At 72.2% G+C, this 13144-nt stretch carries 10 protein-coding genes and 1 pseudogene; 8 read left to right on the forward strand and 3 right to left on the reverse strand.

Annotation, left to right across the window (positions count from 1 at the left end; all coding sequences use genetic code 11):
* Nucleotides 1-141: 141 nt before the first annotated feature.
* The 8 genes and pseudogenes from ACGFSH_RS31235 (at nucleotide 142) to ACGFSH_RS31270 (ending at nucleotide 9485) form a co-directional block, all read left to right on the forward strand.
* Nucleotides 142-786, forward strand: coding sequence for a hypothetical protein (locus tag ACGFSH_RS31235; RefSeq protein ID WP_393354376.1), 645 nt, complete (start codon nucleotides 142-144; stop codon nucleotides 784-786).
* Between the two features lie 74 nt (nucleotides 787-860).
* Nucleotides 861-1928: an AraC family transcriptional regulator gene (locus ACGFSH_RS31240; protein ID WP_393354378.1), complete on the forward strand. Its 1068-nt coding sequence runs from the start codon at nucleotides 861-863 to the stop codon at nucleotides 1926-1928.
* A 214-nt stretch (nucleotides 1929-2142) separates the two neighbouring features.
* A complete protein-coding gene (locus ACGFSH_RS31245) occupies nucleotides 2143-3696 on the forward strand; it encodes an MFS transporter (RefSeq protein WP_393354379.1) in 1554 nt (517 codons plus the stop codon).
* A gap of 162 nt (nucleotides 3697-3858) precedes the next feature.
* Nucleotides 3859-4305 (forward strand): hypothetical protein, encoded by a 447-nt coding sequence (locus tag ACGFSH_RS31250; RefSeq protein WP_393354381.1) that lies wholly within the window; start codon nucleotides 3859-3861, stop codon nucleotides 4303-4305.
* Nucleotides 4306-4588: 283 nt separating this feature from the next.
* Nucleotides 4589-5737, forward strand: a complete 1149-nt coding sequence (locus tag ACGFSH_RS31255; protein ID WP_393354383.1) for an abortive phage infection protein — start codon at nucleotides 4589-4591, stop codon at nucleotides 5735-5737.
* A 122-nt stretch (nucleotides 5738-5859) separates the two neighbouring features.
* A pseudogene (locus ACGFSH_RS31260) lies at nucleotides 5860-6952 on the forward strand (DUF5937 family protein).
* A 56-nt stretch (nucleotides 6953-7008) separates the two neighbouring features.
* On the forward strand, nucleotides 7009-8274 hold the full coding sequence (locus ACGFSH_RS31265) for an MFS transporter (protein ID WP_393354385.1): 1266 nt from the start codon (nucleotides 7009-7011) through the stop codon (nucleotides 8272-8274).
* A 167-nt stretch (nucleotides 8275-8441) separates the two neighbouring features.
* A complete protein-coding gene (locus tag ACGFSH_RS31270) occupies nucleotides 8442-9485 on the forward strand; it encodes a YihY/virulence factor BrkB family protein (RefSeq protein WP_393354386.1) in 1044 nt (347 codons plus the stop codon).
* 25 nt (nucleotides 9486-9510) lie between these two features.
* Here the strand turns inward: ACGFSH_RS31270 and ACGFSH_RS31275 are convergent, their stop codons facing one another.
* The 3 genes from ACGFSH_RS31275 to ACGFSH_RS31285 form a co-directional block, all read right to left on the reverse strand.
* A complete protein-coding gene (locus ACGFSH_RS31275) occupies nucleotides 9511-10296 on the reverse strand; it encodes a polysaccharide deacetylase family protein (protein WP_393354388.1) in 786 nt (261 codons plus the stop codon).
* Between the two features lie 214 nt (nucleotides 10297-10510).
* Complete coding sequence (locus tag ACGFSH_RS31280) at nucleotides 10511-11083, reverse strand: hypothetical protein (RefSeq protein WP_393354390.1); 573 nt, start codon at nucleotides 11081-11083, stop codon at nucleotides 10511-10513.
* A 146-nt stretch (nucleotides 11084-11229) separates the two neighbouring features.
* Entirely contained in the window at nucleotides 11230-12981 is a 1752-nt protein-coding gene (locus ACGFSH_RS31285) for an RICIN domain-containing protein (protein ID WP_393354392.1), read from the reverse strand.
* Between the last annotated feature and the right edge of the window lie 163 nt (nucleotides 12982-13144).

Here is a 13144-nt window from a genome sequence, read left to right on the forward strand (position 1 = left end):
TAATATGACTGACCGGTAGCATGTCCGAACTCTTCGCCGCGGCGGTCACACCTGTCACCCGGCGCGTTCAGAAGCGGGCCATTGGCGGCAGTTCCCGCCAAAACACAACCTGATGGTCGCCTGTCGCTAGCGTCCCGAGCCATGAACACGGACCGCACGCGCGGCGCGCAACTCGGCGACCTCGCCCCACCGAACCACCCCCACGTGCCGCCGCCCGGCACGCACCACTCGCCGACGCAGACGGTGACCGCGGGCGACAACAACACGATCACGCAGAAGAACACCTCGCTGAAGTTCTCCGTCCCGGTCGTCGGGCCGCTGCTCAGCCTGGCGTACACCCACCCGCTGATGGCCGGTCTCCTGGCCGTCGTGCTGGTCGGGGGAGGCGGCGCCGCGGTGGGCGCGGCGCTGCCCGACGCCACGCCGTCGCCGTCGACCTCGCTCGTGCGCGGCTTCGTCATGCAGCGCTCGGACGGCGGGAAGGGCGCCGTCGGCTACGACTTCACCCCCTCGCCGCCCGTGGTCGCCGACGCCGGCACGGACGCCCTGTACGTCCAGAACGGCTACCTGATGTCCACCAACGGCAAGCTGGCGTCGTGGAGTTCGTCCGAGGTGCCGACGGCCGAGGGCTGCCGCAAGGCCGTCGCGGAGCACCCCACGCGCCAGACCGCCGTGTCCGTCACCTACGCGATGTGCTACCTCGACCGCAACGGCGACCCCGGTTACATCTCCGTCACCGGCACCGACGACACCTCCGTCACGATCGACACCGCCCACCTGGGCTGATCCGCTCCCCGGGGCCGGTCCACCGGCCGGGACCGCCCCACCGGCACGGCGACGCGGTGTGGTTGACTGCCTGCGTGCTGTACGAGTCGGTCTTCCGCACCACGGACCTGCCGGAGAGCGCCCGGTTCGAGGCGTGGACGGAGCGCATGGGCCGAACTCATGCCCCCATGCACCTCGACAGCGAACGCACGGCGGACTACCGGGGCCGGCAGCGCGTGATCGGACTGGGCGACGTGACGCTGTGGCCCGCCACCTTCGACCAACTCGTCTTCCGCCGCACGCCCAAGCTCATCCGCCGCTCGGACCCCGAGACCTACCACCTGTCCCTCCTGCTGAGGGGCGAAGGGGCCGCCGACTGGGGCCGGCAGCGCACCGCCTACCGCGTCCACGACTTCCACACCAACTCCTCGTCCCGGCCCGGGGAGATATTCACCGGCGCCGACCCTGTCACCATCGTGGGCGTCGAGGTGCCACGCGCCCTCGTGGCCGTGCCCGCCCGCCACGCGGACCGCGTACTCGGCAGCCTCATCTCGGGACGGGAGGGAGTCGGAGCCCTGCTGGCGCAGTTCCTGCTCCAACTCGTCTCCGACACCTCCGTCTACGAGCCCGCCGACGCGCCCCGGCTGGGCACCGTCGTCACGGACCTCGTCACCACCGCGTTCGCGCACGCCGCCGACGCCGACCTGCGCCTGCCGCCGGAGACACGCGGCCGCACCCTCGTCCTGCGCGTCAAGACGTTCATCCGACGGCACCTCGACGACCCCGGCCTGACGCCCGCCACGATCGCCGCGGCGCACCACATCTCCCGCAGCTACCTCTACCGCCTGTTCCAGGTCGAAGGCCTCACGGTCGCCTCCTACATCCGCGACCAGCGACTGGACAACGCCCGCCGGGAACTCCTCGACCCCCGCCTGCGCGCCCTGCCCGTCCACGCGGTGGCCGCCCGCTGGGGATTCCCGCGCGCCGCCGAGTTCACCCGGGCCTTCCGCACCGCCTACGGGCTTCCCCCCGGCGAACTGCGCGAACGGGCCCTCACCGCCCCGCACGCCGCCGGCCCGCACGGTGACGGGGTGGACACCGTGCCAAGCGTTCGTGGACGCTCCGCCAACGACACCCCGGGCGCCTCTCCCGCATCATGGTGAACACCGCGGCGCGGGTCCGCGCCGTTCCCGGCCGTGCCAGGACAACAGGGGAGTCCTGGCACGGCGGGGCGGAGCGCCCCCTCCCGCACCGGGCCCCGGATGATCGAGTGGTGACGGTCCGGGGGCGGGCGTACGGTCGAACGGTGGACACGACCGTGGACGACACCGTCCGCCGAACTCTCCCCAGGGCCCGCCTCCGTGCGGGCGACACGTCATGAGCAGCGCTCCGCAGCCCACCTCCGCGACCCGGACCACCGACCGACAGGACGGTGGGGGACACGCGATGGCGCTGCTGGTCATCGCCTCGTGCCAGCTGATGGTGGTCCTGGACATCACCATCGTGAACATCGCCCTGCCGGACATCCAGCGCTCGCTGGACTTCTCCACCACGAGCCTGGCCTGGGTGGTCAACGCCTACACGCTCACCTTCGGCGGACTGCTGCTCCTCGGCGGCCGCACCGGTGACATCCTGGGCCGACGGCGGATGTTCGTCTGCGGGGTGCTGCTCTTCGTGCTCGCCTCGCTGCTCGGCGGACTCGCCCAGAACGAGGGCCAACTCCTCTCCGCGCGCGCCCTCCAGGGCGTCGGCGGCGCCATCGCGTCCCCGACCGCGCTCTCCCTGGTCAGCACCACCTTCCGGGAAGGCCCCGAACGCAACCGGGCCTTCGGCGTGTTCGCCGCGGTCTCGGCCGGCGGCGGTGCGATCGGCCTGCTCGCGGGCGGAATCCTCGTCGAGTACCTGAACTGGCGCTGGGTGCTCTTCGTCAACGTCCCCATCGGGCTGCTGATCGCGCTGGCCACACCGCGCTTCATCAAGGAGTCCGAACGCCACCCCGGCCACTTCGACATCGCCGGCGCGCTCACCTCCACCGTGGGCATGGTGCTGCTGGTGTACGGGTTCATCAGAGCGGCGCAGGAGGGCTGGCGCGACCCCTTCACCCTCGCCTCGTTCGCCGCGGCCGTCGTCGTCCTCGCCCTGTTCATCCTGGTGGAACGGCGTTCACGGCAGCCGATCACCCCACTGCACATGTTCGCCGACCGCAACCGGGCGGGCACGTACGGCATCATGCTGTGCCTGGCCGCCGCGATCTTCGGCATGTTCTTCTTCCTCACGCTCTTCGTGCAGAACGTGCTCGGCTTCAGCCCGCTCGCGGCCGGGTTCGCCTTCCTGCCGGTCAGCGCCGTGATCGCGGTGGGCGCCGGGCTGGCCTCACGGTTCCTGCCGAGGTTCGGCCCCAAACCCTTCATGGTGGCCGGCGCCGTGCTCGCGGCCGCGGGGCTGTCCTGGCTGACCCTCACGGACGTGCACTCCACATACGCGGGCAGCGTCCTCGGCCCGATGCTCGTCTTCAGCCTCGGTATGGGCATGGAGTTCGTCTCCCTCACCCTGATGGCGCTGTCCAACGTCTCCGCGCGCGAGACCGGCGCGGCCTCCGGGCTGCTCAACGCCACCCAGCAGGTGGGCGGTTCGCTCGGCCTGTCCATTCTCGTCACCATGTACGGCACGGCCAGCCGCAACGAGGCGGACAAGCAGATCCCCGACTTCCTGGCCCAGGCGACCCCGGCCGAGCGGCTGCGTTTCCGGCGCACCGGCGTGGTCCCCTCGCCCTGGTCCGACGAGATCCTCACGGCGGGCGTCACCGCGGCCTTCGTGATGGCGGCCGTCTTCACGGTGCTGGCCGCGCTCATCGCGGTCGTGGTGATCCAGGTCCGCCCCTCCGACCTGGAGCGACTGAAGGGCGGCGCGACCCCCGGCGGCGGCGTCTGATCCCGCCCGCGGGGTCCGCCATGCTCCGTTCGACTGCGTTCGTCTGTGTCTGTCGCGTGCGGCCGACCCACGATCACCCCTCGTCCCGCCCGCAGTTCGCCGTCACGTTCACGGGTTCTCGCGCCACGGCCGGGGTTTGCCGTCGGAGTGAGGGGCAACGCGATGTCCATGACTGAACCGAACAGGAAGACGAACCAGGAGTCCGACACCAAGCGGGCGACGGCCGCCAAGGCCCGCAGCTCCGCCGCCAAGGCCACCGCTCCGGCCTCCCAGGCCGCGAAGAGCGCCGCGAGCAAGACGTCCGGCGCCGCTTCCGCCGCCAAGAACGGCGTCGAGCGTTCGGCCGAGGCGACGGCCGGCGCCGTGCAGAGCGCGGCCCAGGGCGCGGCGCGGGGCGTCGAGGCGAGCCGCCAGGCGATCGTGACGACGACCGGCCATGTCGCCGCGACCGCCAAGACGGCGTGGACGGTCATCGCCCACCGGAAGCTGGTCGCCGCCGGAGCGGCCGCCGGTCTCTCCGCGCTGACCGCCGCCTCGTACGCCGTCGGCCGCCGCTCCGGCCGGCACACGCACGGCCCGATCACCCGGCTCACCGGCGGCCGGATCTGACCGACCGGTCGCCTCGGCAGAACGGCCCCCGGCACACCCCGTGCCGGGGGCCGGGGCATGCCGGAGGCCGGGGCGCGTCAGGCCGGGGGCCTGTCCTGACGATCCCTCACCACCCGTTGTGCTGCCACCGACCGGACCGACCCGGCGACGACCGACCGTAGCCCGAGGAACCGGCGCCACCGACGAAACGACCACCGCCCCGGCCCTCGCGTCCACTTTCGTCTCGACGTTCCAGACCATCGGCCGACTGCGTCCTCGCCTCCGCGGCGACACCGTAGGGGGCATGGAGCAGACCGATCGGATCACCCGGGCCAGGTTCCTGGCAACGATGGCGGCAGCGGGCGCCGCGGGCGCGCTCGGACCCGCGGGGCGGGCACGAGCAGCCGGCCCCCGGCGCGGACTGCGGCGCCGGGGCGTCGTCTACACCGTGGGGGAGGGCGAGACCCCGGCCACGGGCTGGACCGCCCGGCGGATGCGGGCGGACATCCGCGCGATCCGCGACCGGTTGCACGCCGACACCGTCGACGTCACCGGCGACGGAGTCGAACGCCTGACGGCGACCGCGACGGAGGCGGCCGAACTGGGCCTGCACGTATGGCTCCAGCCCACGCTCGGAGACGTCCCCGGACGGGACATCCTCGAACACCTCGCGGAGACCGCCCGGTCCGCCCAGCGGCTGCGCCGGCAGGGCGCGAGCGTCGACCTCAGCGTGGGCTGCGAGTTCTGGCTGTTCGTGCCCGGCATCGTGCCGGGGGACACGGTGCTGGAGCGCGTGCGCAACCTCATGGACGGCGCCTACGACCCGGTGCTCTTCCAGCGCCGCCTGGCGGACTTCACGGCCCGCGCGGCCCGGACCGCCCGCTCCGTCTTCGACGGCCGGCTCGCCTATGCCGCCGCCCAGGACGACGACGTGGACTGGTCGCTCTTCGACATCGTCGGCATCGACTACTACTCGTTCTTCGAGCGCCGCGCCGACTACGTCGCGGAACTGCGCGGCTACCTGCGCTGGGGCAAGCCCCTGGCCGTGACCGAGTTCGGCACCTGCGCCTACCTGGGCGCACCACGGACCGCCGGCATGGGCTGGGACGTGGTCGATCACGACAAGGACCCCGAGGAGATCAAGGGACACCTGGTGCGCAGCGAGCGCACCCAGGCCGAGTACGTCTCCAGGCTCCTGGACGTCTTCGAGTCGATGGGCCTCTACGCGGCGATGGCCTTCGAGTTCGTCACCCCGGACGCCCCGCACCGGCCCGACGACCCGGTGCACGACCTCGACCTGGCCTCCTACGCCGTCACCAGGACCGTCGAGAACCGGCCGGGTCACCCGGAGTCCGGCTGGCACTGGGAACCCAAGCAGGCTTTCCACGCCCTGGCCCGCCACTACGCCGGGCACGCGGCGCCCGGTCGCGGCGCCGGGTCCGGGCGTCCCTGAACCGCGGGTCGGACGCCGGACCAGGACGGACGGGTGCGCGTGCGACCCGCATCGCCGCCGTCGGCTTCCGGCGGCGCGGCGCGGCTTCTGCCGGGGCCGCCGTGCGGGGAGGATGACGGGTCATGACGATCGTGTTCCGGGTCCCGGCCGGCGGTGCGGAGCGGGTGGCGTTCGCCTACTCGCCGACGATGGAAGCCGTGCTGAGCCTCCATGTGCTGGTGGAGCCCAAGCACCATCCCCTCCAGCACGACTGGGTGCGGGCGATGCGCGGGCTGTCCCCGGCGCTGAAGCGGGAGATCGAGGCGTTCTCCTACGCGGTGCGCTCGTACTTCCCCGAGTTCCTCTTTCCGCGGCCGACCGGCGGACTGACGGACTTCGCGGACGGGCCGGCCGACCTGCGGCGGGCGGATCCGGAGCTGGTGCGCCTCGAGTTCGCCGTCCCCCTGCTCACGCCCTGGCCCGGCGGCGGCGAGGGCAGGGATCCGCAGGTGCTGGGCCGACCGGACGTACGCCGTCTGTTGCGCGAGTGCCTCGCACGGGAGAGCGACGAGGCGATGGCCGCGATGCTCCTCGACGACCCCGGTGCGCTGCTCGAACGGTTCCTGGGCATGCTGGAGCGCTACTGGCGGGAGGCGTTCGAGGAGGAGTGGGCACGCCGGGGTCGAAGAGGCCGGACACCGGATCGAGCGGCACGGCCTGTACGCAATGCTGCGCGGCCTGTGGCCGGAAGTGCGCAGCGATCCACAGGCCGAACGCTTCTGGCTGGAGCGACCGCACGACCACGAGGTGACCGTCGGCCCGCACGACACGATCGTGCTCGCCCCGAGCGCCTATGTGTGGCCTCATGTGCGCGTCAACTGCGACGGCCCGTGGCCCCTCGGACTCGTCTTCCCCCTCTCCTCGATCGCCCGCGAGGCCCGCCCGAGGATTCCACCGGCCCGGCTCGTGGGCACCCTGCGCGCGCTCGCCGACGACACCCGGCTGCGAGCCCTGCGACTCCTCGCCGAACGCCCCCGCAGCACACAGGAGTTGGCCCCGCTCGTCGGCGTCGGCGAGGCCGCCCTGTCCAAGCATCTGCGGGTGCTGGCCGACGCGGGCCTGCTGGAGCGCCGCCGTGAGGGCTACTACGTCCTGTACCGGCTCGCGCCCGGCCAGGTCGCGGGCCTGAGCCCCAGCCTGGAAAGCTTCCTGCACGGCGAGGGCGGAGGCGACTGATTAGCCGTCCGGCTAATCAGTGGATCACACGCCCGAGGGGACCCGACAGTGGCCGCATGTCCCTGCTGAAGGACCGCGACTTCCTGCTTCTCTTCGCCGGCCAGGGCATCTCACGCTTCGGCGACGGCCTGTACACCGCCGCGACCGCCTGGCTGGCCTGGTCGCTGACCGGGAGCCCCACGGCCGTCGCCGTCGTGAGCGTGGCCGCGTTCGCGCCCGCGTTCGCGGCCACCTTCGTCTTCGCCTCGTACGCCGACCGCCGCGACCGCCGCAAACTGATGATCGCCACCGACCTGGCCCGGGTCGCCGTGGTGGCCGCGGCTTCCGTCCTGCTCTTCCTAGGCCTGCTGAACCTGTCCCTGCTGGTGGCGACCACGGCCCTGCTGGCGCTGATCGGCGCCCCGTTCACCCCGGCCCGCAACGCCATCGTCACGCAGATCGTGCCGGACGACCGCCTCCAGCAGGCGAACGGGCTGCTGCAAGTCGCCTTCCGGGCCGCCTTCTTCATCGGCCCGCTCGCGCTCGCGCCGCTCCTGGCCTTCGGCTCGTTGCAGTCGGTGCTGGCGGTGAACGGCCTCACGTTCCTGGGCTCGGCGGCAGCCGTGGCCGCGATCCGCGTGACCCGCCCCGCCCCCGTCGGCGGCCGGACGGGGCTGTGGTCCGATCTCGCCGCCGGGCTGCGGGCGGTGCGGGCCGCTCCCGACGTGCTCGTGGTCATCACGACCTTCGTGCTCGCCCTCGCCCTCACCAACGGATTCCTGACCGTCGGGCTGGTCGCGGTCGTGGGGCAGGGCGGCCGCTACGGCCTGCTCCTCGGCGTCGCCGGGATCGCCGAAGTGGTGGGGGCCCTGGCCCTGGCCGGACTGCGCATCCGCGGACTCGCACTGGCCGCGGTGCTGGCATGGGCGCTGCTCGGCGTCTTCCGCGCTCCCCTGGGAACGGTCACCTCCCACACCGTGGCGGCGGTTCTCCTGGCCGCCACCGGACTGGCCTCGGCGCTCACGGACATCCCCCTGATCGCCCTGGTGCAGCAGCGCATACCGAGCCGTCATCTGGCGAAGGCGCTCGGCCTGTGGGAGGCCGGGGTGGCCGGGGCTCTGGCGATCTCCCCCTTCGTGGCCTCGGCCGCCATCACGCTCGCCGGGGTCCGAGACGCCTTCCTGCTCTCGGGAGCCGCCGTCGTCGTCCTCGTCGCGGTCGCCGCGCTCACCCTGTGCCTCGGCGCCCGGCGGTCCGACCGCGGGCCCAGCGTCCCGGCCGACGGCACGGCAGGCGCCGCGGCGCCTGCGGGGAGAGCGGCGATCACGGCCGAACCGGAGTGACGGCGCGGATCGTCGCCGTGTCCGCCTGCCGATGCCGGCACGCTGCGCCGCACGCCGGACGGACCGCACCGGTCGAACCGGCCGCCGCAGCCCCTCCGTCGAGCGCCGGCCCCGGGCGACCGTGCCGTCGCACGCATGCTGCGGCTCTCAGCGGTTACTCCGGTGACATGGCAGCGAGAGCGAATTCCCACGACGGCCGCGCCCAGGCTCCGGCGTCCGGCCGGGAGCAGACGGCGGGTCCGGACGAGCGGGTGGAACGCAACCAGCCGGACGAACCGGCGCAGTTGCCGAAGCGGTCCTGGTGGGCCGTGCTGAAGGGCACCGTGCGGGAGTTCCAGGACGACGAACTCACGGACCGGGCCGCGGCGCTCACGTACTACGGCGTCCTGTCGCTGTTCCCGGCCCTGCTGGTCCTCGTGTCGCTCCTGGGAGTGGCGGGGAAGTCGGCGACCGACGAGGTGCTGGACAACCTCCGCAAGGTGACGCCGGGTTCCGCCCGGGACGTCATCAGCGACGCCGTGCAGCAGCTTGAGGGCCGGGGCGGCGTCGGCTCCGTCATGGCGGTCGTCGGACTCGTGCTCGCGGTGTGGTCGGCCTCCGGCTACACCGCCGCGTTCATCCGCAGCGCCAACGCGGTGTACGACATGCCCGAGGGGCGGCCGGTGTGGAAGGTGCTGCCGATCCGGGTCGGCGTGACGGTGGTGCTGCTGGTGCTCGCCGTGGTCAGCGCGCTGATCGTGGTGTTCACGGGCGGTCTGGCCCGGCAGGCGGGCGCCGCGCTCGGCGTCGGCGACACCGCGCTCACGGTGTGGTCCATCGCCAAGTGGCCGGTGCTGGTCGTCCTGGTCACCGTCATGGTGGGGATCCTGTACTGGGCGGCGCCGAACGTACGCGGCCGGGGCTTCCGGTGGATCACCCCCGGCAGCGTCGTGGCACTGCTCATCTGGCTGGTCGCCTCCGCCGGGTTCGCGTTCTACGTGGCCAACTTCGCCTCGTACAACAAGACCTACGGCACGGTCGCCGGCGTGATCGTGTTCCTGGTGTGGCTGTGGATCAGCAACATCGCGATCCTGCTGGGCCTGGAGTTCGACGCCGAACTCGCCCGTCAGCGCGCCGAGGCGGGCGGTCTGCCGGAGGGCGAGGAACCCTACGTCCGGCCACGGGACACCCGCGCGTGGAGCGAGGAGGACAAGCGCCGGGCGCAGGAGTGACGCGCCCGGGCGCGGACGGCGGCGCTCAGCGCACCGGGAAGCCGAAGGAGTAGCCCTGCTGCTTCAGCCACGGAAGGACCTCGCGCAGGGCGGCCACGGTCTCCGACCGGTCGCCGCCCGCGTCGTGGAAGAGGATCGTCGGGCCGTTGGAGACCTCGCTCTTGACTGTCGCCACGATGGCGGCCGAGCCCGGCTTCTCGAAGTCCTTGGTGTCGACGTTCCAGCCCAGCGGCCGCATCCCGTGCGAGGCGGCGAGATTGCGGCTGTAGGGGGTGAAGGCGCCGCCCGGAGCCCGGTAGTACAGGGGCCGGACGCCGCCCGAGGCCTCGGTGATCATGCGTTCGGCGTCCAGGATCTGCTGCGACTGGTAGCCCTCGGACTTCTTGTCCATCGTGGTGTCGTGCGACACCGTGTGGTCGCACAGCCGGTGCCCCTCCGCCACGACCGCCTTGACCATGTCCGGGTGGGCCTTGGCCTGCGAGCCCACCATGCAGAACGTCGCCTTGACGCCGTTCTCCCGCAGCACCTTGAGCACTTCCGGGGTCCAGTTCGGGTCCGGCCCGTCGTCCACGGTGATGTTGACGCCGCGGGCGCCGTGGTCGGAGGCGTGGGCGATGTCCACCGACACCTTCGCCGGGACCGAGCCGGGACTGCCCGGGGACGGGCTCGCCGAAACGCCCGCGTCCGCGTGCGCGCCGGAGGCGGGACCGGCCTGCGCGGTCCACACGGAGGTGACGGCCGCAACCGTCGTGACCCCGATCGCCGCCGCGAATACCCGGCCGTACCAACCCCGCCCGCCATGCCGCGCCATGTCTGCCCTGTCCTCGTCGTGTCCGTGTGTCCCGTGCAGTTGTCAGGACGGCGAAACGACGCGGCAGGATCCGCCTGTTACCGATTGCGGACACTTCCGCGGGAGTTCGGGGACGAACGGGGGCCGCACGGAGGTGCGGCGGCGCTCGACGGCGCCCTCGACGGGCCCGCCGCCGGGGTGCGAACGCGCCGCCGCCTCCGGGGATCCGGTGAGGTCACCAGGTGTGCGCGACGTCCACCACGAGGTGGTCGGCCTGACGCAGCACCCGGAACGGCAGACGGGCCCGCACACCGAGTCCGAACTGCGTGACGCCCTCGAAGCTTCCGCCGTAGCGGGTGTCCCGGAAGGTGCGGTACCCGGCGAGGTCGACGCCCGGCAGGGGCTGGGCGACCCGCCCCGGATAGGTGGAGGCGCCGGTCTGCACGTCGTACGCGGGCGCGTCGACCCGGATCTCCAGGATGGCCCCGCCGCCGACGGGGATGGGGCGGCCCGAGCCGTCCTGGTAGAGCTGGTCGACGTATCCGACCGAGAAGCCGAGGCGGTCGGCGCTCGCGCCGGGCACGTCGACGACGAACCGGTCGTAGCAGTCGTGCCGGCCGGTGCGCACGTTCGTCACCGACGTGGTGGCGGAGGCGAGGTACGTCTTGCCGAGACTGCCCCAGCCGGTAGGACAGACGGCGGCGGCGGGCGCCGCGGCGGCGGGCACGGCCACGGCGGGAGCCATGGACGCGCCGAGCGTGACGGTGAGAAGGGCGGTGGTGGCCCAGACGGTTCTGCTTCGCATCATGGTCTCCCCCGAGGGATGTGCGTGTCGGACATCTACTGAGACAACCGGAACGCCCCGGGGGTTGCACCCCTTTCCGTCTCGGTGGGCCCGAACGTGTCCGTGCCCCCGGCCGCCGACATCGGCCGGGGACACGGACGGACGGGGGGTCAGCGCGAGACAAGCCTCCAGAGGTGGTCGGACGTGCCGTTGTCGGTCCACTGCAGGACCCGCGCGCCCGACGACGTGCTCATGCCGTTGACGCCCAGCAGGAGCCCGCTGTTGTAGTTGGCGATCTTGTAGTAGCCGTCACGGGCCGGGATGACCTGCCAGAGGTGGTCCGCGGTGCCGTTGTCACCCCAGACCAGCGCATTGCCGCCGGCGGTGGTGCTCATCGTGTCGATGCCCAGGAGCAGGCCGCTCTTCTGGTTGACGATCTTGTACAGGCCCGAACCGGCGGCGGTCAGCGTCCAGTTCTGGTCGGTTCCCGTGGTGGACGTGGACTGCACGACGGCTGTGCCCTGGGCGGTGCCCGCGTTCTGCGTGTCCAGCGCGAGTCCGCTGTTCTTGTTGGTGATCTGGTAGCGCCCGGCCAGCGAGGTGTTCGTGCCGCTCGGGGTGATCACCAGGTGGTAGCCGTCGGCGGCGTTCATGGTGACGGGCACGGTGATCGAGCCGTTGCTCACGGTGTAGTCGGCGTCGGAGACGGTGATGGGGCCGGGGGAGGCGGCGAGGCGGCCGGTGTCCGGGCTGTACTCCAGTTTCACGTGGACGGTGCCGCCGAACGCCGGAAGCGAGGAGAGGCCCTTCACCGTCACCGCGCAGGAGCCGCTGCACCCGCCGGCGACGACGCCGATCTGGTTGCCCGCGCCGTTGAGCGAGGCGAGACCGTCGATGCCGGTCTGGGCGGGAGGCGTGGTGACCAGCATGTTGCCCGACATGTCACCGTACCACTTGTAGGTCCAGTACGAGCCGTTGGGCGAGCCGCCGGTGTCGGTGAGGGTGTCGCCGAGGGTGCCGTAGTGGTTCCAGAAGGCGAGTTCCGCGTCGCGCACTCCGGTCCGCTCGAATTTGGCGGCGTAGCCGATGAGCGCGCCGCTGTCGCCCATCTCGGCCGGCGTGCCGTACTCCTCGATGGCGATGGGGCGCGGGCTGATGCCGAGGCTCGACTCCAGCGAGCGGTAGGCGGCGACATGCGCGGCGATGCCGGAGCTGCCCTGGAGTTCGTGCCAGGCGATGACGTCGGGGACCGTGCCGCTCGCCTTGGCGTCGGTGAGGAACGAGGTCATCCAGGACTGGTTCCACGCAGAGTGGCTGGGCCCCTGGATGGGCGTCCTGGCGTCTTTCGCGCGGACCTCCTTGAAGGTGCGCGCCCACCCGTCGTCGAACGCGCCGGCCTTCGCGGTGTCCCAGGTCCAGTCGGGCTCGTTCCACAGTTCGTACGCGCTGACGTTCGTCGCGCCGGAGGCCTGCACGGAGGCGACCTGCTTGTCGACGGCGGACAGCCAGTCCGCCCAGCTCACCCACCGGTAGGGGAAGTTCGGGTACCAGTCCGGCATGCGTACGACGACCTTGGCGCCGGCGCGGGCCGCCTTCGGCGCGACGACCAGGGCGTCGCCGGCCGACCGGGGCTCGCCGTTGGGAAGCTGGGAGCCGCCGGGCGCCATCTGCACGAACGTGTTCGGCTTCAGCGCCTGGACCAGGCTGTCGGAGGGGGTGGCGTTGTCCGCGAGGCCGTAGAGGCTGCCCGTGGCGACGTGCGTGACCGGACGCAGGGTCCGGCCGGCGTCGACGACCAGCGTGGTGGCGGAGGTGGGCGCCGCGTCGGCCGGCGCCGCGGTGGCCAGGGCGGCGGCCGACAGCGCGGCCACGGCGACGCCGGCGGTGAGGCGTACGGGCAGGGGCGATCCGGTGCGGCTCATGAAGGGTGTTCTCCTCACGGAGGGAGAGGGGGAGAGGCTCAGATTGGGAAACCGTTTTCTCGTCGTGAAAGTAGAGGGCAGCGGGTCTACCCGGTCAAGAGTGGGGGCAGGGAATTTTTGCTTTCCCTCATGGACTGGCAAAACGCCCCGTCACCTGTCACCA

It is taken from the genome of Streptomyces sp. NPDC048481, assembly GCF_043200075.1.
In the GTDB taxonomy this organism is placed as follows: domain Bacteria; phylum Actinomycetota; class Actinomycetes; order Streptomycetales; family Streptomycetaceae; genus Streptomyces.